Below are 25518 nucleotides of genomic sequence, written 5' to 3'. Positions count from 1 at the left end.
CGCGCTATTGCCGCTGCCAGCGCGTCTCCAGCGCCTCGATGGCCGCGATGCGCTGCTGCACCGGCGGATGCGAGAGGAACCAGGCCGGCGCCCCGGGTCCGCTGGCGCCGGTCAGCCGCTCGAGCTTGCGGAACAGCGCCTTCTGCGGATCGGTCCCGAGTCCCGCCTTGATCATCAGCGCGCTGGCGAAGCGGTCGGCCTCGAACTCGTCCTGGCGCGACAGGCGCGCGGCGACGGCGGTGGCGATGAGGTTCGCGATCCAGGCGCCGATGCCCGGCAGGAAGCGGCCCAGCACCCCGGCCAGCGCCAGCCGGATCGCGTTCTGCCCGGCAAAATCGATCATGCGCCGGCGCGAATGGCCGAGGCTGACATGGCCCAGCTCATGGGCGATGACGCTGGCCATCTCCTCGGCCGTGACCTCGCAGGCGTCCAGCTTGCGGATGAAGCCGCGGGTCAGGAAGATGCGCCCGTCCGGGGCGGCGAGGCCGTTCACCGGCTCGACCTCGTAGACATGCGCCTCGACCGCCGGCAGGTCCATCGCGCGGGCCAGCCGCTCGAGCATCGGGGTCAGCCGCGGGTGGCGCAGCGGCGACGACTTCTGGTTCAGCTCCTGCTTCAGCCGCCAGGCCGAGAAGAACCACATGGCCGCGACATAGAGGATCAGCAGGATGATCGGCGTGAGTTTCAGCATGACCCGAATATGGGCGGCGCGGGGCCGGCCCGCCAGAGCCTGCGACTATGCGGCCGCGCGATGCACGAAGATCGTCACGAAGAGCCCCGCCACGGCGAGCATGAGCGCGAAGACGATCGCGTATTGCAGGCGGTCCTTGCGGTTGCCGCCAAGCCGCGCCGCGCGCTGCCAGCCGAGGATTGCCCCGATCAGGGCTGCGATGAGAACGATCATGTGCGGCACTTTCCTGCTTGCGTCGGGCAACGGATAGACCGGCCCGGCGCATGGCCGCAACCCGCGCCGCCGGTCACGACGACGCAGGCCGGGCGCCTGCGGCAGCGTCGAGCGCGTCCCGAAGCGCCGTCCGCTCGCCCTCATCCGCCTCGGCCAGCACCCGGCGCAGGCGGTGGGCGCCGTAGTTGCGCGCCGGATCGGCGATCCGCGCCAGCACCACCTCCAGCGGCAGGGCAGGGTGGTGAGCCTCGGGCGGCTGCGCGCGCAGCAGCGCGTCCAGAAGATGCGGCGGGTTGGTGGAGAAGGTGGCCGGGCCTAACAGCTCCGGCGCCTCCTGGTCGAGCGCAAGCATCGGATGCCCGTGCATCATCGCCGCGCCGGCGAGCACCGCCTCGTCGTTGATGGGCCGGCCGCGTCCGGACGAGAGGCTGCGCCGGCGCAGCTCGGCCATGTCGTCGATGAGGGCCGCGGGCGCGTGGACGATGGGGAAGATGCAGCCGGCGCGCGGCTCGCCGCCGAGCGCCGCAAGTCCCTTCGAATAGCGGGCCTTGTCCCGCAGCCCCAGTTGCGCCGCCATCGCGTGATCGCGCCGGTCCGCAACGAGGTCGCTCAGGCGCCGGAGCGCGGGCGCCCCGAGATAGACATCGCTCTCGATCAGCAGGAAGCCCGGCACCTCGGGCATGGCGGCGCGCGCCAGATAGAGGCAGAAGTCCCCGCAGAACCAGCCCCAGTCAGAGGGCAGGTTGCCGAAGCCGAGCGCGGATAGCGCGCCCGCGGTGACCGGCACGCTCGGCAGGCCGTGCGGCGGGCTGTCCATGTTAGGCAGGAAGACGACGCGCGCGAACGCGGCGGCGAGCTGCCGGTGAAGCCGCAGCTCCGGCGCGCCGATCCGGGTGCAGCGGATCAGGCATGCGGCGGCCTCGGCGGCCATCAGGCCGCCAGCGCCGTCTCGATGTCGCGCTGGAAGCGCAACGTGAGCGCGTCCTTGATCGCCAGCCGCTCGTCAAAATCGCGCGGATCGGCGATGCGTTCCAGGAAGGCGTGGATGTCGACATAATTGGCGCGCTGGCTCTCGACGTAGAACTCGCCGAGGCCAAGCATCTGGAAGAGGAACCGCTTCTTCATGTCGCCGAGCGTTCCCTGCTGCGCCTGGCTCGGGCGTCCGAGGCACAGGACCGGCGTGCGCATGTTCAGCGTGTTGACCGAGAGGTGATAGACGTCGGTGACCACGAACTGCGAGCAGGCCAGCTGCTGCCGGCGGTCCTGGAAGTGGCCGTGCAGACCCTCCTTCTCCAGCCGCAACCAGCGAGAGACCTCGCGGCCCTGCAGCCCCGTCACCTCCTCCAGCCGCCGGACGAGGCGCTTCTGGTCCTTGAAGCCCGAACGGCCGAAGTAATAGCTGAAGAACGGCCCGCGTTCCTCGGCAGGCTCGCCCTTCAGCAGGAAGGCGCAGTCCATGCCCGGCTGGATCTTGTGCAGGTTCGCCGCGCGGAAGCTGCGCGAGAGGTTGCTCACCGACAGGGCGTCGCGGGGCAGGATGATGCGGAAGTTGCGCTGGATGCGGTCCGTCGCCTCGGCGAACAGCGGGTCGGGGTCCAGCGCGTCGTGCTGGAAGTTGTTGCCAATCGAGAGCAGCGGCCGCTCGTCCTTGTCCGGGGCGAAAAGCTCGAGCCAACGCGCCTTTGCCGCCTCCAGATCGGGACTGGTCTGGAACATGATGTCCCGCGCCGCGAAATCCGTCCGTCCGTATTCTGGATTGTTCAGGAAGTCGCCCCAGTAGACGATATGGCTGAAGCCGCGCGCCTTCTGCAGGCTCTTGAGCAGGTGGAATTCCAGTTCGCCCATCCGCTTGACCTGGCGGCCCTTGATCTGCGTGACGAACAGCTGGAAGGGGATGCCGCGGCTCTGGAAGAACTGCCGCGCGGCTAGATCGACCGAGTACATCCCGGAATTGCTGGGATTGGCGGCACAGATGACGGCCACGTTCATTCCTGAAGCCATGTCGATTTCCCCATCTGGCCGACTGTCCCGTCGCGGCTGCTTCCCGCGTTGAGGGACACTACTTCGGATTGCATGACAGGGACAAGAAGCCGGCTGCTGCCCGCCGCAGGTTGAGCGGCGGCCCTGCCGGTCTGCTGGGCAGGACCGCGCCGCCGGGCGCTTCGGCCGGAACATTTCGTCGGCCCGCCCGTTTTGAGGCAACGACCTAAGCGAGGGGGGATGGTGCGTGCCTGCAGGGACCGGTAACAGCGAGACGGAACGGAGCGAGACCGAAGAGATGGCCGTGGCGCCAGGCCGGCCGAAGCGTCGGACGCGGCAGGTGGCCGAAGCCGGCGCCGCGTCGGCATCCTTGTCCGAGAGCAGGCTGCACGCGCTCGCGGCCGAGCGTCTGGCGATCGAGGGCGTCTCGCACGAGATCGACGGCGGCCGGTTTGCGGCCAAGGTCGTGGCGGGCCGGGCCTTCACGCTGGAAGCCGACATCTTCAGCGACGGGCATGACAGCATCGACGCGGCGATCCAGATCGGCTCGCGCGGCGGCGCCGTCTCCGAGCATCCCATGGAATTCGTCGTCAACGACCGCTGGCAGGTCGAGCTGACCCTGCCCGAGGCGGGCATGGCCGAGTTCACGCTGATCGCCTGGCGCGACCTCTTCGCCACCTGGCGCAAGGAGGTCACCAAGAAGCACGCCGCCGGGCAGGACATCTCGCTGGAACTGGAGGAGGGCCGCCAGCTTCTGGACGCCGCTCTCAAGGAAGGCCGTGCGGCGCGCGAGGAGAAGGAGCAGCTGAAGGCGCTCTTGAAGGACGACAAGGGGCTGATGAAGCCCGCCGGGCCCGACAGCAACGCCGCGCGCTTCGCCCGGCTCGGCGCGCCCGAGGTGCTGGCGCTGATGCGCCGGATCGGGCCGCGCACGAACCTCACGCGCTACAAGACCCTGCCGCTGCATGTGGACCGCGAGGCCGCCGAGTTCAGCGCCTGGTACGAGCTGATGCCCCGTTCGCAATCGGGCGATCCGGCGCGGCACGGAACCTTCGACGACGTCATCGCGCGGCTCCCCTATGTGCGCGATCTCGGCTTCGACGTGCTCTATTTCCCGCCCATCCACCCCATCGGCAAGACCAACCGCAAGGGCCGCAACAACAGCCTGACCCCGACCGAGGGTGATCCCGGCAGCCCCTACGCCATCGGCTCCCCGGACGGCGGGCATGACGCGCTGCACCCCGAACTCGGCAGCTTCGAGGACTTCAAGCGCCTCATGGACGCGGCCAGGGAGCACGGGCTGGAGATCGCGCTCGATTTCGCCATCCAGTGCTCGCCCGACCACCCGTGGATCCGCGAGCATCCCGAGTGGTTCGACTGGCGCCCCGACGGCACGATCAAGTTCGCCGAGAACCCGCCGAAGAAATACGAGGACATCGTCAACGTCCATTTCTACCGCGGCGCGCTGCCCTCGCTCTGGTATGCGCTGCGCGACGTGGTGCTGTTCTGGGTCCGCCACGGCGTGCGCATCTTCCGCGTCGACAACCCGCACACCAAGCCCTTCCCGTTCTGGGAATGGATGATCGCCGAGGTGCGCGAGGTCGATCCGGGCGTCATCTTCCTGGCCGAGGCGTTCACCCGGCCCAAGGTCATGAAGCGGCTCGGCAAGGTCGGCTATGCGCAGTCCTATTCCTACTTCACCTGGCGCAACGAGAAGTGGGAGCTGGAGGAGTATCTGACCGAGCTGACGACGACCGAGAGCCGCCACGTGATGCGGCCGAACTTCTTCGTCAACACGCCCGACATCAACCCCAAGTACCTGCAGACCGGCGGCCGCGCCGGTCACCGGGTGCGGCTGGCGCTGGCGGCGACGCTTGGCGGCAATTACGGCGTCTATAGCGGCTTCGAGATTTGCGAGGCGACGCCGGTGCCTGGCAAGGAGGAGTATCTCGACAGCGAGAAATACGAGATCCGGGCCTGGGACATGGATCGTCCCGGCCATATCAAGGACGACATCCGCCTCTTGAACCGCCTGCGGCGCGAGCATCCCGCGCTGCAGCAGTTCACGAACCTCACCTTCTACCATGCCGGGAACGAGCAGGTGCTGGCCTATGGCAAGCAGGCCGGCGACGACTTCCTGCTGTTCCACGTCAACCTCGACCCGCACAACGTGCAGTCGTTCCAGTTCGAGGTGCCCCTGTGGGAGTTCGGGCTGCCCGACGACGCCTCGGTCGAGGTCCGCGACCTGATCCACGGCAACCGCTTCACCTGGCACGGCAAGAGCCAGTGGCTGGAGATGGACCCTGAAACCCGCCCCTATGCCATCTGGCAATTGTTCGCGCCCGGAGCCCCCCGCTGATGAATCGTCCCAATCCCCAACGCGACAACGCCACCTTCGCCGTCACCGGCGGCATCGACCGCAGCCAGCCCGACTGGTACAAGGACGCGGTCATCTACCAGCTGCACATCAAGGCCTTCATGGACAGCAACGGCGACGGCATCGGCGATTTCGCCGGGCTGATGCAGCGGCTGGACTATGTGCAGGAACTGGGTGTCACGGCGATCTGGCTGCTGCCCTTCTACCCCTCGCCGCTGCGCGACGATGGCTACGACATCGCCGACTACCGCTCGATCAACCCGTCCTACGGCACGATGAAGGACTTCAAGGCCTTCGTGACCGAGGCGCATCGCCGCGGCATCCGCGTCATCACCGAGCTGGTCATCAACCACACCTCGGACCAGCACCCGTGGTTCCAGAAGGCACGCCACGCCAAGCCCGGCTCGGCCGCGCGCGACTGGTATGTCTGGTCCGACACGGACGAGAAATGGCCCGAGACGCGGATCATCTTCCTCGACACCGAGAAGTCCAACTGGACCTGGGACCCGGTGGCGGGCGCCTATTACTGGCACCGCTTCTATTCGCACCAGCCCGACCTCAATTTCGACAACCCCAAGGTGCTGGCCGAGGTGTTGAAGGTCATGCGCATGTGGCTGGAGATGGGCGTGGACGGCCTGCGCCTCGACGCGATCCCCTATCTGGTCGAGCGGGACGGCACCAACAACGAGAACCTGCCCGAGACGCATGACGTCCTGAAGGCCATTCGCGCCGATCTGGACGCCCATTTCCCCGACCGGATGCTGCTGGCCGAGGCGAACCAGTGGCCCGAGGACACGCGCCCCTATTTCGGCGACGGGGACGAGTGCCACATGGGCTTCCACTTCCCCCTCATGCCGCGCATGTACATGGCGCTGGCGCAGGCTGACCGGCACCCGATCACCGACATCATCCGCCAGACACCCGAGATCCCCGAGAACTGCCAATGGGGCATCTTCCTGCGGAACCATGACGAGCTGACGCTGGAGATGGTGACGTCCGAGGAACGCGACTACCTCTGGCAGACCTATGCCGCCGACACCCGCGCGCGGATCAACCTGGGCATCCGGCGCCGCCTTGCGCCCCTGATGCAGAACGACCGCCGCAAGATCGAGCTCTTGAACTCGCTGCTGCTGTCCATGCCCGGCACGCCGATCATCTATTACGGCGACGAGATCGGGATGGGCGACAACTACTATCTGGGCGACCGCGACGGGGTGCGGACCCCGATGCAGTGGTCGGGCGACCGCAATGCCGGCTTCTCGCGCGCCAAGCCCCAGCAGCTCTACCTGCCCGCCATCATCGACGCCGTCTACGGCCACCAGGTCATCAATGTCGAGGCGCAGGCGGACGATCCGTCCTCGCTGCTCAACTGGATGCGGCGGATGATCACTGTCCGCAAGCAGCACCCGGCCTTCGGGCGCGGGACGATGTCGCTGCTCTATCCCCGGAACCGCAAGATCCTCGCCTATGTGCGCGAGCACGAGGGGCGGGCCTACCTGTGCGTCGCGAACCTCTCGGACGCGGCGCAGGCGGTCGAGCTGGACATGGCGGCCTATCGCGGCCGCGTTCCGATCGAGCTGACCGGCCGCTCGGCCTTCCCGCCCGTCGGGGACCTGCCCTACATGCTGACCCTGCCGGCCTACGGCTTCTACTGGTTCGCCCTGTCGGGCGAGGAGGAGATGCCGTCTTGGCACGAGCAGTTGCCCGACATCCTGCCCGAGTTCATGACCCTGACCAGCCGCGACGGCCGCGTCTCGACCGCGCTCGGCGGGCGAGAGGGCAAGCAGTTCCAGACCGAGGTGCTGCCGCAATGGCTGCCCCTGCAGCGCTGGTTCGCGATGAAGGACGATGCGCCGGCCGCGGTGAAGCTGACGCAGATGGGCGAACTGGGGCAGGGCGAGCACGCGCTGGCCTCGATCGAGGTGACGCCCGCCGGCGGCGGCGAGGTGCAGCACTACTTCCTGCCCATCGCGGCCCGGTGGGGGGATGAGAACCTGCGTCCCGGCGCGCCGAAGCTGTCCTATACGCTGGCCAAGATCCGCCACACCGCCCGCGTCGGCGCGCTGGTGGACGGCGCCTTCGACGAGCGCCTGCCCGAGATCCTGCTGGACGGGATGCGGGCCGGGACGGCCAAGGGCGATCTGCGCTTCACCGGCTCGGACGCTCTGCAGGCCATCGAGGAGCCGGGCACACCGCGCCAGCTGGGCGTCGAGCAGTCGAACCTGTCCATCGCCTTCTCGGACAAGATCATCCTCAAGCTCTACCGCCGCATCCGCTCGGGTGCGCAGCCCGATGTTGAGGTCGCGCGCTTCCTGACAGAGGTGGCGGGCTTCCAGCACACGCCGCGCTACCTGGGCCATCTGACCCACCAGGGCGAGAACCAGACCGTTCTGGCCGCGGCCTTCGCCTTCGTGCCGAACCGCGGCGACGCCTGGACGGGCATCGTGGACGCGCTAATGCTGGAGCTGAACGAGCACGAGACTTGGACCTCGGCCGGCGAGGCGGTGCACGAGCCGCATGGCTTCGACTTCCCGCTCTCCATCGGCAGGCTTCTGGGCCAGCGCACGGCCGAGCTGCACCGCGCGCTCGCCGCCGAGACGGATGATCCCGCCTTCGCGGTCGAGGCGCTGACCGAGGACCATCTGGCCAGCTGGACCGCTGAGGTCGAGACCGAGGCCGGCGCGATGTTGGACCGGCTGGCGCAGGCCGATCTGCCCGAGGACGCCGCGCCGCTGGCTGCCGCGCTGATGGAGCAGCGCGAGGCGCTGCTGGCGCGGGTGCGGGCGGCCGGGAAGATTGCTGCCTCGGGCGGGGTGTCGCGCATTCATGGCGATTTCCACCTCGGCCAGGTGCTTCTGGCGCAGAACGACGTCGCCATCATCGACTTCGAGGGCGAGCCGGCGCGCAGCCTGGACGAGCGGCGGGCGAAATCCTCGCCCCTGCGCGACGTGGCGGGGATGCTGCGCTCCTTCGACTATGCCGCGATGACGGTGGTCGCGCGCCACCGCGCGAGCTTCGGCAGCACGGCCGAACGCGCGCTGGAGCGGATCGAGGCGTGGCGCCAGCAGGCCAGCGCCGACTTCCTGTCGGCCTATCGCGACACGGCCAGGGGCGCGCCGAACCTGCCGTCGGACGACAAGGCGGGCGAGGCCCTTCTGGACCTCTTCCTGCTGCAGAAGGCGATCTACGAGACCGGCTACGAGCTGGGCAACAGGCCGGGCTGGGTCGGGATACCGCTGTCGGGCATCCTCGACCTGCTGGCACGGGAGACGACATGACCGACGTAGTGACCGAACTGCCTGAAGGGCTGACCCACTCCGACATCGAGGCGGTGCTGCGCGGGCAGCATCACGACCCGTTCGCCGTCCTCGGTCCCCATCACGGGCAGGTCCGCGTCTTCGCCCCGCAGGCCGCCGAGGTCGAGGTCGTCGCGGGCGGCACCCGCCGCAAGCTAGACCGCGTCAGCCCCGAGGGCTTCTTCTGCGGCCCGGCCGAGGCGACGGATTACCGCCTCGCGATGCGGGCCGGCGATCACGCATGGGAGGTGGACGATCCCTACCGCTTCGGCCCGGTGCTGGGCGAGATGGACGAATACCTGATCGCCGAGGGCCGGCACCGGCGGCTCTATGACCGGCTCGGGGCGCATCCGATGACCCATGAGGGGGTCGAGGGCGTCGCCTTCGCGGTCTGGGCGCCGAACGCCCGCCGCGTCAGCGTGGTCGGCCATTTCAACGCATGGGACGGTCGCCGCCACCCGATGAGGAAGCGCATCGGCCCGGGCGTGTGGGAGCTGTTCATCCCCGGCCTGCGTCCCGGCGAGATCTACAAATACGAGATCGTCAGCGCCCACGGCGCCCGCCTGCCGCTGAAGGCCGACCCGTTCGGCTTCGCGCATGAGCATCCGCCCGAGACCGCCTCGGTCATCCACGGCCTGCCGCAGCACGACTGGCAGGACGAGGACTGGATGGAGGTGCGCACGGCGAAGCAGGACCGGCAGGCGCCGATCTCGATCTACGAGGTGCACCTGGGCTCTTGGCGGCGGGGCGAGGGGGACGCGGTCCTCGACTACGACGACCTCGCCGGCGAGTTGGTGGACTATGTCACCCGCATGGGCTTCACCCATGTGGAATTCCTGCCCGTCAGCGAGCATCCCTTCACCGGCTCCTGGGGCTACCAGCCCATCGGCCTTTTCGCGCCCACCAGCCGCTTCGGCCCGCCCGAGGGCTTCGCGCGTCTGGTGGACTGCCTGCACGGCGCCGGCATCGGCGTCATCGTGGACTGGGTGCCGGCGCATTTCCCTTCGGACGCGCACGGCCTGGCGCAGTTCGACGGCACCGCGCTTTACGAGCATGCCGATCCGCGCCAGGGCTTCCACCAAGACTGGAACACGCTGATCTACAACTTCGGCCGGCGCGAGGTGTCGAACTTTCTGCAAAGCTCGGCGCTCTACTGGCTGGACCTTTTCCACGTCGACGCGCTGCGCGTCGATGCGGTGGCCTCGATGCTGTATCTCGACTATTCGCGGAAGGACGGCGAGTGGGTGCCGAACGCCCATGGCGGGCGCGAGAACCTGGAAGCGATCAGCTTCCTGCGCGACGTGAACGAGCGGGTGGTCAGCGACCAGCCCGGCGCCATCACCATCGCCGAGGAATCGACCGCCTTCCCGATGGTCAGCCGCCCCGTGAACGAGGGCGGTCTGGGCTTCGGCTTCAAGTGGAACATGGGCTGGATGCATGACACGCTCGGCTATTTCCGGCGCGATCCGATCCACCGGCGGCATCACCAGCACGACCTGACCTTCGGCCTCGTCTACGCATTTTCCGAGGATTTCGTCCTGCCGCTGAGCCATGACGAGGTGGTGCACGGCAAGGGCTCGCTGATCCGTCAGATGGCGGGCGACCGCTGGCAGAAATTCGCGAACCTGCGCGCCTATTTCGGCTTCATGTGGACCCATCCGGGCAAGAAGCTTCTGTTCATGGGGTGCGAGTTCGCGCAGGACCGCGAATGGAACCACGACCAGTCGCTGGACTGGCACCTGCTGGAGGACCCGCTGCATGCGGGCGTGCAGTCGGCGGTCGCGGACCTCAATCGCATCTATCGCGAGACACCGGCGCTGCACCGGCTGGACTGCGACCCCGAGGGCTTCGAGTGGATCGACGCGGGCGACGTGGCCAACTCGGTGTTGGTCTTCCTGCGCAAGTCCGATGACGGCAGCCCGCCCGCGATGGTCGTCTGCAACCTGACGCCGCAGGTTCATTACGATTACCGGGTCGGTGCCCCCGTGGCAGGCAACTGGCGCGAGATCTTCAACTCGGACGCGGATCGTTATGGCGGCTCGAACGTTGGCAATCACGGCCGCCTGACGACGGACGACACCCCTTGGCACGGCCGCAGCCAGTCGCTGCGCCTGGTGCTTCCACCCTTGGCGACGATTGTGATCACACCCGAATGACCAAACAGGAATTTACCGTCCTCGAGGGGTCGCCCTGGACCCTCGGTGCGACATGGGACGGCTCGGGCACCAACTTCGCCATCTTCTCGGCCCATGCCACCAAGGTCGAGCTTTGCCTCTTCGACAGCCGCGGCAAGCGCGAGATCGCGCGGGTTACGCTGCCGGAATACACGGACGAGATCTGGCACGGCTATCTGCCCGAGGTGCGGCCGGGCCAGCTTTACGGCTACCGCGTCCACGGCCCCTACGATCCGGCGAACGGGCACCGCTTCAACCCGCACAAGCTGCTGATCGACCCCTATGCGCTGCAATTGCACGGCGAGATCCACTGGCACGACGCCGCCTTCGGCTACCGCATCGGCCACGCGCGCGAGGACCTGTCGATGGACCGCCGCGACAGCGCCTTCGTGATGCCCAAATGCGTGGTCGTGGACCCGGCCGCGACCTGGGGGCCGGACATCCGGCCGAACACGCCCTGGGCCGAGACGATCATCTACGAGGCGCATGTGAAGGGCATCACCGCCCTCAGCGCCGATCTGCCCGACAACCTGCGCGGCAGCTTCGGCGGCCTCGCGGACCCGAAGGTGATCGACCACCTCGTGAAGCTGGGCGTGACCGCGGTCGAGCTGATGCCGGCGCAGGCCTTCTTCGACGACCGCTACCTGATCGAGAAGGGGCTGACGAACTACTGGGGTTATAACACGATCGGCTTCTTCGCCCCGGCGACGCGCTACATCTCGCCGGGCGCGAACCTGCACGAGTTCAAGATGATGGTCCGCCGCCTTCACGAGGCGGGGATCGAGGTGATCCTGGACGTGGTCTACAACCACACGGCCGAGGGCAACCAGATGGGACCGACCCTCAGCTTCCGCGGCATCGACAATGCCAGCTACTACATCCTTGCCGACGATCCGCGCTACTACTTCGACACGACGGGCTGCGGGAACACGGTCAACATGACCCATCCGCGCGTGTTGCAGATGGTCATGGACAGCCTGCGCTACTGGGTGGAAAGCTGCCATGTCGACGGCTTCCGCTTTGACCTGGCCTCGTCCCTGGGGCGGGACCGCGACCAATTCAGCCCCTCGGCCACCTTCCTCGACGCGGTGCGGCAGGACCCGGTCCTGTCGAAGGTCAAGCTGATCGCCGAGCCTTGGGACACCGGCGTCAACGGCTACCAGGTCGGCAACTTCCCCCCGGGCTGGGCCGAGTGGAACGACACCTACCGCGACACCGTGCGGTCCTACTGGAAGGGCGACCCGTCGACCCTGCCGGCGCTGGCGTCCTGCCTGACCGGCTCGGCCGAGAAGTTCGACAAGCGCGGCCGGCGTCCGTGGGCCAGCGTCAACTTCGTGACCGCCCATGACGGCTTCACGCTGATGGACACGGTCAGCTACAACGACAAGCACAACGAGGCGAACCACGAGGACAACCGCGACGGCCATTCCGACAACCGCAGCTGGAACTGCGGCGTCGAGGGCGCGACGGACGACCCCGAGATCCTTGCGCTGCGCGACAAGATGCGCCGGGCGATGATGGCGACGCTGCTGCTGTCGCAGGGCACGCCGATGATCCTGATGGGCGACGAGATCGGCCGGACGCAGGGCGGCAACAACAACGCCTATTGCCAGGACAACGAGATGAACTGGCTGGACCTTAAGGGCGTGGACGAGGGGAACGCGGCCTTCCGCGACTTCCTCAGCGGCCTCATCGCGCTGCGCCGCTCGCGCCCGCTGCTGTCGCTGCCGGCGTTCCTGCACAAGAAGGCGCACGAGGTGAAGGTCGAGTGGCTGCGCCCGGACGGTGCGGCGATGGAAGAGGGCGACTGGCACAACCCGGATAGCCGCGTGGTCGGCATGAAGCTGCAGAACGCCTCGCAGGGCCTTCTCGTCCTGCTGAACAGCCATTACGACTCGGTCAGCTTCAAGCTGCCGGCGCCGATCTATGCGGCAAGCTGGGCCTGCCTTGTCGATACCGACGCTGGCACCGTCCATGTCCGCCGCGCGCCCCCGGTCGAGGGCGAGAGCGTCGATCTTTCCTCGCGCAGTCTCCTCGTGCTCGAGGATCGGGGCGAATGAAGCGCGCCTTCCGAAAGAGCTGGGGCGCCGAGCTGACCGAGACCGGCGCCCGTTTCCGCCTCTGGGCGCCTGGCGAGGACCGCCTGGCCCTGCGCCACGGCGGCACGGATCACCCCATGCAGGCCGAGGGCGAGGGATGGTTCTCTCTAGACCTGCCTGGTCCGAGGGCGGGTGAGGACTATGCCTTTTTGCTGCCGGACGGGCGCACCGTTCCCGACCCAGCCGCGCGGGCGCAGGCGGGGGACGTGCACGGCCCCTCGCGGCTCGTCGATCCCGAGGCGTTCGACTGGTCCGAGTGGCAGGGCCGCCCGTGGGAAGAGGCCGTGATCTGCGAGATCCACATCGGCACCTTCACTGACGAAGGCACCTTCCGCGCCGCCATCGAGAAGCTGCCGCATCTGGCCGAGACCGGCATCACCGCCGTCGAGATCATGCCGGTGGCGCAGTTCGAGGGGAACCGGGGTTGGGGCTATGACGGCGTGATGCCCTACACGCCTCACCCGGCCTACGGGTCGCCCGACGACTTCAAGGCGCTGATCGACGCGGCCCACAAGGCCGGGCTGATGGTCCTGCTGGACGTGGTCTACAACCACTTTGGGCCCGAGGGAAATTACCTTCCCTCCTACGCGCCCGACTTCTTCGACCCGGACCGGCAGACCCCCTGGGGCAACGCAATTGCCTATGCCAAGGACCCGGTGCGCAAGTTCTTCATCGAGAACGCGCTCTACTGGATGGACGAGTATCACCTCGACGGGCTGCGACTCGACGCGGTGGACCATGTCCGCGACCGCTCCGAGCCCGAGATCCTGGCCGAGATCGCCACCCGCATCCGCGACAGCTTCCCGAACGCCCATCTGACGACCGAGGACAACCGCAACATCACGCGCCTGCATGGCCGGGACGAGGCGGGCCGCCCGGTCCTCTATTCCGGCGAATGGAACGACGACTTCCACAATGTTGTCCATGTCGTCGCCACCGGCGAGACCGAGGGCTACTACGCCGACTTTGCCGAAGACCCCTGGGGCAAGCTGGGCCGGTCGCTGGCCGAGGGCTTCGTCTGGCAGGGCGAGGTCTTGCCCCATGCCGGCGAGGCTCGCGGCGAGCCTTCGGCGCACCTGCCGCCCACGGCCTTCGTCGATTTTCTCCAGAACCACGACCAGACGGGCAACCGCGCCTTCGGCGAACGGCTTCTGGCACTTTCGAGCACGCCGATGGTGCGGGCGCTGATGACGATCCACCTTCTGTCCCCGCATATCCCGCTGCTCTTCATGGGCGAGGAATGGGGCGAGACGCGGCCCTTCGCCTTCTTCACAGACTTCCACGGCGATCTGGCCGATGCCGTCCGCGAAGGGCGGCGGAAGGAGTTCGGCGGCTTCAAGGCCTTCGAAGACGCCGAAAGCCGCGCCCGCATACCCGATCCGAACGACGTGGGGACCTTCAACGCCTCGCGCATCGACTGGTCCCATGCGGAGACGGAGGATGGCAGCGACTGGTTGGCGCTGACCCGCGCGCTGCTGCAGGTCCGGCGCGAGCATGTCGTGCCGCATCTGAAGGGCGCTCCCGGCCACGGCGGGTCGGTCTTGGTGGCCAAGGACGGGCTGATCGCGGTGGACTGGCAGTTGGCCGGCGCCGTCCTGCGGCTGCGCGCGAACCTGTCGGAGGCCGAGGCCACTCTGCCCGAGGCGGAAGGCCACTGCATCTGGGGCAACAGCGGCCCGCTTGCGGCGCATCACGTCGCGCTGTTCCTGGACGACGCGGCATGAGCCTCAAGGACCGCGCCAAGAGCTACGGAATCCAGCCAGACTACGAGGGAATCGGCAGCAAGATCCACGAGGCACCCGAGGCGACGCTGGAGGCGCTGCTGGTCGCTTTCGGCGCCGACCACATGCCTCCGCTGGACGAGGAGCCGACGCTGGAGGCGCCAAAGGGCGCCAGGTGCTTTGTCCCCGGCGAGGGCCGCTACTGGGGCATCGCCCTGCAGCTTTACCAGCTGCGCAGCGATCGGAACTGGGGGATCGGCGATTTCGCCGATCTCGCCGCGTTGATCCCGGTCGCTGCGGCGGCGGGGGCGAATTTCGTCGGCCTCAACCCGCTGCACGCCATGTTCATGGCGGCGCCGCAGAATTGCAGCCCCTTCTCACCGTCGAACCGGCGCTTCCTGAACCCGCTCTACATCGCGATGGAGGATGTGCCCGGCTTCGATCCGGCCATGATCGCGCCCGACCTGCTGGCCGACCTGCGGGCCGGCGATCTGGTCGATTATCCCGGCGTTGCGCAAACCAAGCTGGCCGTCCTGCGGCGCATCTGGGGCGCAGGCGCCGACCTGCCCGAGGATTTCGCCGTCGAGGGCGGCGAGGAGCTTTACCGCCACGCGCTCTTCGAGGCGCTCTCGGCGCGGATGGTGACCGAAGGGCATGGCGCCGGCTGGCTCTCCTGGCCCGCCGAGTATCACGATGTGAAGGCAAGGGCGGTGCAGGACTTTTCGGCCGCCCATCAGGCCGAGATCGGCTTCCACATCTGGCTGCAATATCTTGCCTCGCGCCAGCTTCAGGCGCTCCGCGAGCTGTGTGCCGATGAGGGGATGCGGATCGGGCTCTATCTCGACTTCGCGGTGGGCGAGGCGGCGGACGGCTCGGGCAGCTGGGGCAGCCCGCTGGTCCTGCCGAATGTCCGCATCGGCGCGCCGCCGGACTATTTCAACGAGCAGGGGCAGGACTGGGGTCTCGCGCCGCTTTCGCCCCTGGCAATGGCGGCCGAAAAGGCCGCGCCCTTCCGTGCCCTGATCACGCAGGCGACAAAACAGGCCGGCGCGCTCAGGATCGACCACGCGATGGGCCTCTGGCAGCTCTTCCTGATGCCCGAAGGCGCCAGCGCGGCCGAGGGCACCTATGCCCGCTACCCCATCGCCGACATGCTGACCGCGCTGGCCGAGGCCTCGCAGGCCAACGGCACCACCATCATCGGCGAGGACTTGGGCAACGTCCCCACCGGCTTCCGCGAGGTGATGGAGGCCTGCCGCATCCTGTCCTACCGCATCTTCTTCTTCGAGCGGGACGAGGACGGCTTCATCCCGCCCGAGGATTACCCGCGCGAGGCGCTGGTGTGCCTGTCGACCCACGACCTGCCGACCTTCCGCGGCTGGTGGCGCGGCGACGACGTGAGCCTGCGCCACGGCTTCGGCTTCATCAGCGACGAGGCCGCCGCCGATCAGGCCGAGGCGCGCGAGACCGAGCGCATGGACCTTCTGGACGACCTCACCGCCGCCCGGCTGCTGGCCGACCCGCAGTTCGATCCCGATGACGCGCCGGCGGTGCTGACGGTGGCCGTCCACCGGCACCTCGCCCGCGCGCCCTCGCGCCTCATGGCGGTGCGGCTGGAGGATCTGGCCGGCGAGCTGGAGCCGGTGAACGTGCCCTCGACCGTGGACGAATATCCGAACTGGCGCCGGAAGCTGGGGCTGGATCTCGCGGACCTGCTCAAAAGCCCGCTCTTCACCGACATCACGGCGGCCATCGCCGCCGAACGCCCGAAAGATCCCAGATGATCCCCGTCCGCGCCACCTACCGACTGCAATTCACCGCCGACTTCACCTTTGCCGACGCCACGGCGCTGGTGCCCTATCTGAAGGATCTCGGCATCAGCCACCTCTACGCCTCGCCGGTCTTCGCGGCGCGTGCCGGCAGCACGCATGGCTATGACATCACCGACTACAACCGCCTGAACCCGGCGCTCGGGACCGAGGACGATTTCCGCGCCATGGCGGATGCGCTGCATCAGGCCGGGATGGGCCTGATCCTCGACTTCGTGCCGAACCACATGGGGATCGGCGGGGCGGACAACGCCTTCTGGGACAGCGTCATGGAGTGGGGGCAGGGCAGCCCCTACGCCCACTGGTTCGACATCGACTGGCAGGCGCCGGGGATGGAGGGGAAGGTGCTGTTCCCCTTCCTCGGCGATCCCTATGCGACGGTCCTCAAGGACGGCGGGCTGGAGCTGAAGCTGGGTGAAGACGGGCGGCTCGCGATCTGGGCGCATGGCACGCACCGCCTGCCGATCTGCCCGCGCGACTACCACGATATCCTGAAGACCGCTGGCAGCGACCGGGCCGAAGACTTCACCCATCTGGCCGAGGCCGAGGCGAGCGACCCCCGCTGGCCGGACCTCTTCGCCCGCCTTGCCGGCGCAGAGGTCGATCTGTCGGCATGGCGCGAGCCGGTGATGCTGGAGGCGCTGATCGCCCGGCAGCACTGGCGCGCGGCGAAGTTCAATCTCGATGCCGACGCGATCAACTACCGCCGCTTCTTCACCATCAGCGATCTTGCCGGCGTGCGGGTCGAGCGGGCCGAGGTCTTCGAGGCCACGCACAAGCTGGTCCTGACCCTCCTGCGCGACGGCACGATCGACGGGCTGCGGATCGACCATATCGACGGGCTGCGCGATCCCAAGGGTTATTGCCTCATGCTGCGCGAGGCGGCGGGGCGGCCCTTCCCGCTTTATGTCGAGAAGATCCTAGGTCCCGAGGAGCATCTGCCGGCGAGCTGGCAATCCGACGGAACCACCGGCTACGAGTTCGGCAACGAGATCGTGACGCTGCTGGCCGATCCCGCCGGCACCGAGGCGCTGACCCGCATCTATCACGACTTCACCGCCCGCACCGCCCCGCCCGAGGAGGTGGTGCATGAGGGCAAGCTGGCTGTCCTCGACGGCCCCATGCGCGCCGAGATGGAGGCAGTGACCGCCCGCGTCGCCGCCCTCGCGCGGCTGGTGCCGGAATGGGGGGACTTGGGGCGCGGCACGATCCGCGCGGCGCTGGCGCAGGTCATCGCGGCGCTGGATATCTACCGCGCCTATGCCGATGCGGACGGGATCAGCCCCGGCGACCGCGCGCGCATCACCGCCGCCATCGGCGCCGCCAAGACCCGCGCGCCCGAGATCGACCCGGCAGCCTGGGCGCTGGTGCAGGACGTCCTGACGCTGGATCTCTCCGCGCGCCTCAAGGGCCACGAGGCCGAGGTCCTGGAGGCCGCCGCCCGCTTCCAGCAGCTGTCGGGTCCGGTCATGGCCAAGGGGCTCGAGGACCGGGCGCTCTACCGCTTCAACCGTCTGATCGCGCTGAACGAGGTCGGCTCGCATCCGGGCCACTTCCAGCTGCCGGTGGCCTCGTTCCACACCGCACAGGCGACGCGGCTGCGCGAGGCGCCGCGGAACATGCTGGGCACCTCGTCCCATGACACGAAGCGCGGCGAGGATGCGCGGATGCGGATCGTCACGATCTCAAGCCATGCCGAGCTGTGGCGTCAGAAGCTGGCCGAGTGGCACGGGATGCTGCACGATCCGGCCGCCCCTGTGGACGCGAACGAGGAATACTTCTTCTACCAGCTGCTCCTCGGCGCCTGGCCCGAGGCCGAAGGCGACGATTTCGAGAGTCGCGTGACCGAGGCGATGCTGAAATCGGTGCGCGAGGCGGGGGCGAACACCCGGTGGGTCTTCGGCGACGAAGGCTACGAGAACCGCATCCGCAAGCTGATCGGCCGGGCGTTGCGCTCGACCGAGTTCCGCTCGGCCTTCGGCGACTTTGCGCGGCGCGTTGCCTCAGATGCCGAGGCGGCGAGCCTCATCCAGACGGCACTCAAGCTGACCCTCCCGGGCGTGCCTGACATCTATCAAGGCGCCGAGATGTGGGAGCTGAGCCTCGTCGATCCCGACAACCGCCGCCCCGTGGACTTCGAAGCCCGCCAGAAGGCGCTGCGCGAGGTGCTGGAGGGGCCGGTCGCCCCCGAGGGCCGCAGCGGCGACATGGTGAAGCTGGCGCTGACCGCGCGTCTTCTGCGGCTGCGCGCCACAATGCCGGAGCTGTTCGCGCAAGGCAGCTACGAGCCTGTCGCGGCCGAGGGGCCGGCGGCCGACAGCTGCCTCGGCTTCATCCGACGTGACGGCGGCCGGATGCTGTTCGTCGCCGCGCGCCTGCACGCCTCGGCGGAGGCCGCCGCGCTGAGCGAGACGAGCTTCCAGCTGCCGCGCGGGGCGGGGGGCGCGTGGCGCGACCTGCTGGCGGCCGCGCCGGCCGCGCCGCCCGAACGTGCGGCCGAGCTGTTCGCAGCCCGGCCGCTGGCGGTGCTTCTCAGCGAATAGTCAGCGCGCCTGCCGGTCGATGGCGGCGATCATCTCCATGATCGCTTGCGGGTCCTGGTGGTGGGACATGTGGCCCGCGCCCTCGATGCTGCGGAACATCGCCTGCGGCATCTCGTGCGCCAGCCGCACGCTGTGGTGCTTCATCGCAACGAAGCTGTCGTCGCGTCCGCCGATGATCCCGAGCGGCTGCTGAATGTCGCGGTAGCGCCTTGCCAGGCGCGCGGCCGAAGGCAGGATCGTCGCGAATTCCTGCGCCGCCGCCCTGAGGCCGCGCGGACGGAAGATCAGCCAGGGCGGCAGCTGCCACAGCTGCGAGGGCACCTCGCCCGGCGCGCAGAGCAGCTTCAGAAGCGCCGGCCACAGCGCGACATGCACCAGCGGCGAGACGGTCGAGCGCAGCACATCGCCCACCAGCGGCAGCGCGTCCGGCGCCTTCATCAGGATGTCGGGACGGGGGCGGGGATAGAGGTAGCCGCCCTCCAGGATCACCCCGCGCACCAGCTGCGGATGATCCAGCGCCAGCGCCGCCGCCACCATCGCGCCCCAGCTGTGCCCGACGACCAGCGCGCGCCGCACGCCTATCTTGCCCAAGGCCTCGGCCAGCGCGTCCGCCTGCTCCTCGGGGCCCCAGGCCCGGCCGCGGGGGCGGGTGCTGTAGCCATAGCCCGGCCGGTCGGGCACGATCACACGGTGGCTGCGCGCCGCCATCTTCGCTACGGGGCTCAGCAGCCAGTCCATCCCCATCGAGGAATTGCCGTGGATCAGTACCAGGGGCGGCCCCTCGCCGCGCTCGACCACGTGCAGCCGCGCGCCCTGTCCCGTCACGAAGCGCCCGGTCGGCGGGTGGGCCTTTTCGGCCGCGGCGACCCGCGCCGCCACATAGGCCGCCGAGGCGAGGCCCGCCACCGCCGCCCCGATGAGCGGCATAGGCACGGACGAGCGGTGGCGGGCGGGCGGGCGGTGATGGGTCATGACGGTCTCCTGTCTCTTGGGGCTGGGGAACCGCCGGGGACGCCAATCGTTCCCGGCTGCTGGACGCGCGGTCCGAGTTCGGCAATATCTCCGGGAAGCAGAAGGAGAGGCGAATGGCGGGCAAGGGCGGCAGCGACAGGCAGGCGCAGGATGCGGCGGACCGGATCGCCGATCTCTCGGTCCGCATTGCCGAGGCGAACACCGCCTATCACACCCATGACGCGCCCGCGATCAGCGACGCCGAATATGACGAGCTGAAGACCAAGCTGGCCGCGCTGGAGGAGGCGCATCCCGAGCTGGCGATGCCGGACAGCCCCACGGCGAAGGTCGGCGCCGCCCCGGCCGAGGGCTTCGGCAAGGTCACCCACGCGCAGCGCATGATGTCGCTGGCCAACGCCTTCGACGAGGGGGAGGTGACCGAGTTCGTCGCCGGCATCCGCAAGTTCCTCGGCCTCAAGCCCGACGCGCCGCTGGCCTTCACGGCCGAGCCGAAGATCGATGGCCTCTCGCTGTCGCTTCGCTACGAGGGCGGCGCGCTGGTGCAGGCGGCGACGCGCGGTGACGGCGCCGTGGGCGAGAACGTCACCGCCAATGCCCGCACGATTTCCGACATCCCCCAGCAGCTTGAAGGTGCGCCCGAGGTGCTGGAGGTGCGCGGCGAGGTCTACATGGCCCATTCCGATTTCGAGGCGCTGAATGCCTCGGGCGAGGGACGCGTCTTCGCCAACCCTCGCAACGCTGCCGCCGGCAGCCTGCGCCAGATCGACCCTGCCGTGACCGCCCGCCGTCCGCTGCGCTTCTTCGCCTATGGCTGGGGCGAGGTCTCGGCGCCCTTGGCGGACACGCAGTCGGGGGCGGTGGCACGGCTGGCGGAGCTGGGCTTCCAGACCAACCCGTTGATGAAGCGCTGCGAGAGCGCAGAGGAGATGGTCGAAGGTTGGGCCGGGATCGAGCAGCAGCGCGCGACGCTCGGCTATGACATCGACGGGGTGGTCTACAAGGTGGACGATCTGGCGCTGCAGACGCGGCTCGGCTTCCGCTCGACCACGCCGCGCTGGGCGCTGGCGCACAAGTTCCCGGCCGAGCTGGCTTGGACGCGGCTCAACAAGATCGAGATTCAGGTGGGGCGCACCGGGGCGCTGTCCCCGGTCGCGCGGCTCGAGCCGGTGACGGTGGGCGGCGTCGTCGTCTCGAACGCCACCTTGCACAACGAGGATTACATCGCCGGGCGCGACAATACCGGCGCGCCGATCCGCGAGGGGCGCGACATCCGCGAGGGGGACTGGGTGCAGGTCTACCGCGCCGGCGACGTGATCCCGAAGATCGCCGATGTGGACCTGTCGCGCCGGCCCGAAGGCAGCGCCCCCTTCGCCTTTCCCGAGGTCTGCCCCGAATGCGGGTCCGAGGCGATCCGCGAGCCGGGCGACTCGGTGCGTCGCTGCATGGGCGGGCTTGTCTGCCCGGCGCAGGCGGTCGAGAAGCTGAAGCATTTCGTCAGCCGCGCGGCCTTCGACATCGACGGCCTCGGCGCCAAGCAGATCGAGATGTTCTTCGCCGACACCGACCTGCCGATCCGAGAGCCGGCCGACATCTTCACGCTGGCGCAGCGGGATGCGAAGAACCTCGGCAAGCTGAAGAACCGCGAGGGCTTCGGCGCCCGCTCGGCCCAGAAGCTGTTCGACGCGATCGAGGAGAGGCGGGCCATTGCATTGTCGCGCCTCATTTTTGCGCTTGGAATCCGCCATGTGGGCGAGGTCGCGGCGGGCGTTCTGGCGCGCCATTTCGGCACCTGGGAGGCGCTGGTTCAGGCCATCGACGGCGCGGCGCAGGAGCCGGCCTTCACCGCGCCCGACGACCGGACGCGCCGCCTCGCGCTGCCGGACAGCCCCCACTGGTCCGAGATGACCGGCATCGACGGGATCGGCGCGGTGCTGGTCACCTCGCTCGTCACGACCTTCCAGCAGGAGGCCGAGCGGGCCGGGATCGAGCGGCTCGTCGCACAGCTCGCCATCCAGCCCGAGGCGGCGCGCGTCGCGGTGGACACGCCCATCACCGGCAAGACGCTGGTTTTCACCGGCACGCTGGAGCGGATGACCCGCGCCGAGGCCAAGGCGCGGGCAGAGGCGATGGGCGCCAAGGTCGCCGGTTCGGTCAGCGCCAAGACGGACCTGCTGATCGCCGGGCCGGGGGCGGGATCGAAGGCCATCAAGGCCGCCGAGCTGGGCGTCGAGGTGATCGACGAGGATGCGTGGCTGCGCTTGGCGGGCGCGGAATGACCGAGACGAAGGGCCGGCCTCCGGCCCTCTTTCCGCTGTTCGCCGCCATCGACACGCTGCCCGGCATCGGCGCCAAGGGCGCGGCGGCCCTGCAGCAGATGGGCATCGAGAAGCCGCGCGACCTGCTCTACACGCTGCCCGCCAGCGGCATCACCCGCCGCCGGATCGAGCGGATCGCGGACGCCCGCCCGCCCGAGATCGTGACGCTGGCAGTGACCGTGGCGCGGCACTTTCCGCCCTCCACGCCCGCGCGCCCTTGGCGGGTGCATTGCACCGACGCGGCGGGCGGCGATCTGACGCTGGTTTTCTTCCGCCCCCGCGCGGCCTGGATCGAGGGGCAGCTGCCGCTTGGCGAACGCCGCATCCTCAGCGGCAAGGTGGAGCTGTTCGACGGCCTCGCCCAGATGATCCACCCCGACCATATTGGCCGGGACGAGGACCCCCTGCCGCCGTCCTTCGAGCCGGTCTATCCGCTTTCGGCCGGGCTGACGCAGAAGGCGATGACCAAGGCCGCCGAGGCGGCGCTGGCCCGGATGCCCGAGGCGGCCGAGTGGATCGACCCGCAGCTTCTGGCGCAGCGCGGCTGGCCATCGGCGGCCGAGGCCCTGCGGATTGCCCATGCGCCGGCCTCGCCCGCGGACCTCTCACCCGATAGCCCGGCGCGGGCGCGGCTGGCCTATGACGAGTTCCTCGCCCATCAGATGACGCTGGCCCTCGTGCGGCGCGAGAAGCGGCGGCTGAAGGGGCGGGCGAGCTGCGGCGACGGCGTGCTGCGGCGCAAGGTTCTGGAAAGCCTGCCCTGGCCGCCCACCGGCGCGCAAGCCCGGGCGGTCGAGGAGATCGCGACCGACATGGCCAGCGACCGGCGGATGAACCGGCTGCTTCAGGGCGACGTGGGGGCGGGCAAGACGCTGGTCGCGCTGATGGCCGCGCTGGTTGCGGTCGAGGCGGGCGGGCAGGCGGTGCTGATGGCCCCGACCGAGATCCTTGCCCGCCAGCACGCCCGCGCGCTGGAGCCGCTGGCCCGCGCCGCCGGCGTGCGGCTGGCCGCGCTGACCGGCCGCGACAAGGGCGAGCTGCGGGCGCAGATCCTGACCGATCTGGCCGAGGGGCGCGTGCAGATCCTTGTCGGCACCCATGCAGTCTTCCAGAAGGACGTCGCCTTCCACGACCTGCGCCTGGCGATCATCGACGAGCAGCACCGCTTCGGCGTCGCGCAGCGGCTGGAGCTGTCGGCCAAGGGCATCGCGCCGCCGGACATGCTGATCATGACGGCGACGCCCATTCCGCGTTCGCTGGCGCTGACGCAATATGGCGATCTGGACCTGTCGGTGCTGGACGAGAAGCCTCCGGGGCGGCAGCCGATCACGACCGTGATGATCTCGGACGCGCGGATCGACGAGGTGACGGCGCGGCTGGATGCGGTTCTGGACAAGGGGGCACGCGCCTACTGGGTCTGCCCGCTGGTCGATGAAAGCGAGGTGAGCGATCTGACTGCCGCCGAGGCGCGGTTCACGATGCTCCGCGCCCGCTTCGGCGAGAAGGTGCGGCTGGTCCACGGCCAGATGCCGCCCGACCAGCGCGACGCGGCGATGGCGGATTTCTCCAGCGGTGCGGCGCAGCTGCTGGTCGCGACGACGGTGATCGAGGTGGGCGTGGACGTGCCCGAGGCCACGATCATGGTGATCGAGCGCGCGGAAAGCTTCGGCCTGGCGCAGCTGCACCAGCTGCGGGGGCGGGTGGGACGGGGCAAGGGCGCCTCGACCTGCCTTCTGATGTACCACCCGCCCTTGAACGAGACCGGCACGCGCCGGCTGACCACGCTCCGCGACACCGAGGACGGGTTCCGCATCGCTGAGGTGGATCTGGAGATGCGGGGGGCGGGCGACGTGATCGGCACGGCGCAGTCGGGACTGCCGCGCTTCCGCGTCGGCGATCTGGAGCATCAGGCGGGCCTCATGGCCTTGGCGCGCAGCGACGCGCGGGCGCTGCTGGAGCGCGATCCGGCGCTCGACAGCGCGCGGGGGCGGGCGGTGCGGCTGCTGATGTGGCTGATGCAGCAGGACCAGGCGATCAGGCTGATCGCGGTCGGCTAGGGCAGCTTTTGCCGGATGTTCTTAATTAGTTCTTTACCGAATCGCGGGAACGTGAGAACAAATCAGCAACAGTAAAGGAGTTGCTGCCATGACCCTCGACCTGCGTAATCCCGAATTCCTGTCCGACCTCATCGGCGTCGTCTCTGTCGCGGTGACGACGACCGTCATCCTGTGGCTGCCCGGCATCCTGCAGGCGTGATCTCTGCCCCGCGTTGCGACGGCGGCGCCTTCGCCTGTGCGCCGCCCTCTGTTCCCGAACCGCACGCGCACCTGACCGGCCCCGGTGGCCGGTCTTTTTTCAAGCTGGCGTTCATGGTGATACGGCGTCAGGCGGCGGCTGTCGCCTGATCCATCGCCTCGAGCAGGGCGTCCCATGCCAGCAGGATCGAGGCATGGCGGTTGGGATAGTCGCGTGCCGGGATCAGCGCCTCGAGATCGGCGAAGGGCGCGGCGGGGGGCGGGGCGGCGTCCTTGAGCATCGCGGCAAGGGCCGCGCGGGTGCCTTCGATCTGCGCGCGGTCCTGGCCGATCGCGGCCTGGCCCAGCACCGAGGCCGAGGCTTGCCCAAGCGCGCAGGCCCGCACCTCCTGCGCGAAGCCGCTGATGCGGCCCGCATCCATCGTCACCTCGACCGAGACCGACGAGCCGCAATGGGGCGAGCGGCGCATCGCGCGCCCCTCAGCGGCGGGCAGGCGGCCCAGATGCGGGATGGCCGTCGTCAGCGCCAGGATTCGGCGGGAATAGAGCTGCATGAGATCGCTGTCGGCCATGGTCTTTCCTGCAAGCTGTCTCGGCTCTAGATAGGGGTCCGGCCTCAGGAAGGAAACCTCATGTTCGACCCCGCAAGCCTCAAGTATGACGCCCATGGTCTTGTTCCCGCCATCGCCCAGGATGCCGCATCGGGAGAGGTGCTGATGATGGCCTGGATGAATGCCGAGGCCGTGGCCCGGACGCTGGAGACGGGGCGGGTGACCTACTGGTCGCGCTCGCGCCAGTCCTTCTGGGTGAAAGGCGAGAGCTCGGGCCATGTGCAGAGCCTGCGAGAGATGCGGGTGGATTGCGACCGCGACTGCCTGCTGCTGCTGGTCGCGCAGGACGGGCCGGCCTGTCACACGAACCGGCGGACATGTTTCTACACCGCCGTGCGCGACGGGGCCGAGGTCGTGATCATGGCGCCGATGGCGTAAGGGGGGCGCTGCCCCCCGTCCGCGTGCCGCGGACTCCCCCCGGGATATTTCTGCACAGAAGATG

At 68.9% G+C, this 25518-nt stretch carries 16 protein-coding genes; 10 read left to right on the top strand and 6 right to left on the bottom strand.

Annotated elements, in window-relative coordinates:
* Window positions 1-4 precede the first annotated feature (4 nt).
* The 4 genes from BLP73_RS16840 to BLP73_RS16830 all read right to left on the bottom strand — a co-directional run bounded on the left by BLP73_RS16840 (window position 5) and on the right by BLP73_RS16830 (window position 2905).
* Window positions 5-691 (bottom strand): M48 family metallopeptidase, encoded by a 687-nt coding sequence (locus BLP73_RS16840; protein ID WP_090747498.1) that lies wholly within the window; start codon window positions 689-691, stop codon window positions 5-7.
* A gap of 45 nt (window positions 692-736) precedes the next feature.
* Window positions 737-904 carry a hypothetical protein gene (locus BLP73_RS19500; protein WP_175453407.1) on the bottom strand — a complete coding sequence of 56 codons (168 nt, stop codon included), beginning with the start codon at window positions 902-904 and terminating at the stop codon, window positions 737-739.
* Window positions 905-977: 73 nt separating this feature from the next.
* Window positions 978-1835: a hypothetical protein gene (locus tag BLP73_RS16835; protein ID WP_090747496.1), complete on the bottom strand. Its 858-nt coding sequence runs from the start codon at window positions 1833-1835 to the stop codon at window positions 978-980.
* Window positions 1835-2905: a hypothetical protein gene (locus tag BLP73_RS16830; RefSeq protein WP_139166008.1), complete on the bottom strand. Its 1071-nt coding sequence runs from the start codon at window positions 2903-2905 to the stop codon at window positions 1835-1837. Before BLP73_RS16830 ends, BLP73_RS16835 begins: the two co-directional genes overlap by 1 nt.
* 277 nt (window positions 2906-3182) lie before the next feature.
* On the opposite strand from BLP73_RS16830, the gene BLP73_RS16825 reads away from it, so the two are divergent.
* Genes BLP73_RS16825 through treY form a run of 7 tightly spaced genes read left to right on the top strand, consistent with a single transcriptional unit; the run spans window position 3183 to window position 18923 of the window.
* Window positions 3183-5243: an alpha-1,4-glucan--maltose-1-phosphate maltosyltransferase gene (locus BLP73_RS16825; RefSeq protein WP_090747489.1), complete on the top strand. Its 2061-nt coding sequence runs from the start codon at window positions 3183-3185 to the stop codon at window positions 5241-5243.
* Window positions 5243-8539 (top strand): maltose alpha-D-glucosyltransferase, encoded by a 3297-nt coding sequence (gene treS, locus BLP73_RS16820; RefSeq protein ID WP_090747486.1) that lies wholly within the window; start codon window positions 5243-5245, stop codon window positions 8537-8539. The genes BLP73_RS16825 and treS overlap by 1 nt, the downstream gene beginning before the upstream one ends.
* A complete protein-coding gene (glgB, locus tag BLP73_RS16815) occupies window positions 8536-10713 on the top strand; it encodes a 1,4-alpha-glucan branching protein GlgB (protein WP_090747483.1) in 2178 nt (725 codons plus the stop codon). The genes treS and glgB overlap by 4 nt, the downstream gene beginning before the upstream one ends.
* Window positions 10710-12791 (top strand): glycogen debranching protein GlgX, encoded by a 2082-nt coding sequence (gene glgX, locus BLP73_RS16810; RefSeq protein ID WP_090747480.1) that lies wholly within the window; start codon window positions 10710-10712, stop codon window positions 12789-12791. Before glgB ends, glgX begins: the two co-directional genes overlap by 4 nt.
* The gene (treZ, locus tag BLP73_RS16805) at window positions 12788-14554 is read left to right on the top strand and encodes a malto-oligosyltrehalose trehalohydrolase (protein ID WP_090747477.1); all 1767 of its coding nucleotides are present in this window, start codon (window positions 12788-12790) and stop codon (window positions 14552-14554) included. Before glgX ends, treZ begins: the two co-directional genes overlap by 4 nt.
* On the top strand, window positions 14551-16335 hold the full coding sequence (gene malQ / locus BLP73_RS16800; RefSeq protein WP_090747475.1) for a 4-alpha-glucanotransferase: 1785 nt from the start codon (window positions 14551-14553) through the stop codon (window positions 16333-16335). Before treZ ends, malQ begins: the two co-directional genes overlap by 4 nt.
* Window positions 16332-18923 (top strand): malto-oligosyltrehalose synthase, encoded by a 2592-nt coding sequence (gene treY / locus BLP73_RS16795; RefSeq protein ID WP_090747473.1) that lies wholly within the window; start codon window positions 16332-16334, stop codon window positions 18921-18923. The genes malQ and treY overlap by 4 nt, the downstream gene beginning before the upstream one ends.
* Here treY and BLP73_RS16790 read toward each other — a convergent pair whose 3' ends face one another.
* Window positions 18924-19895: an alpha/beta fold hydrolase gene (locus tag BLP73_RS16790; protein ID WP_090747469.1), complete on the bottom strand. Its 972-nt coding sequence runs from the start codon at window positions 19893-19895 to the stop codon at window positions 18924-18926.
* 113 nt (window positions 19896-20008) lie between these two features.
* On the opposite strand from BLP73_RS16790, the gene ligA reads away from it, so the two are divergent.
* Window positions 20009-22171, top strand: a complete 2163-nt coding sequence (gene ligA, locus BLP73_RS16785) for an NAD-dependent DNA ligase LigA (protein ID WP_090747465.1) — start codon at window positions 20009-20011, stop codon at window positions 22169-22171.
* Window positions 22168-24267, top strand: coding sequence for an ATP-dependent DNA helicase RecG (recG, locus tag BLP73_RS16780; protein ID WP_090747462.1), 2100 nt, complete (start codon window positions 22168-22170; stop codon window positions 24265-24267). The genes ligA and recG overlap by 4 nt, the downstream gene beginning before the upstream one ends.
* Window positions 24268-24593: 326 nt before the next feature.
* Here the strand turns inward: recG and BLP73_RS16775 are convergent, their stop codons facing one another.
* Window positions 24594-25037 carry an iron-sulfur cluster assembly scaffold protein gene (locus BLP73_RS16775; protein ID WP_090747459.1) on the bottom strand — a complete coding sequence of 148 codons (444 nt, stop codon included), beginning with the start codon at window positions 25035-25037 and terminating at the stop codon, window positions 24594-24596.
* A gap of 60 nt (window positions 25038-25097) precedes the next feature.
* On the opposite strand from BLP73_RS16775, the gene hisI reads away from it, so the two are divergent.
* Window positions 25098-25454 (top strand): phosphoribosyl-AMP cyclohydrolase, encoded by a 357-nt coding sequence (gene hisI, locus BLP73_RS16770; protein ID WP_090747456.1) that lies wholly within the window; start codon window positions 25098-25100, stop codon window positions 25452-25454.
* The last annotated feature ends 64 nt before the right edge of the window (window positions 25455-25518 follow it).

Origin of the sequence: Paracoccus tibetensis, assembly GCF_900102505.1 — a bacterium.
GTDB classification, from domain to species: domain Bacteria; phylum Pseudomonadota; class Alphaproteobacteria; order Rhodobacterales; family Rhodobacteraceae; genus Paracoccus; species Paracoccus tibetensis.
The sequence above is the reverse complement of the archived record's forward strand: the minus strand, read 5'-3'. Positions and strand labels throughout refer to the sequence as shown.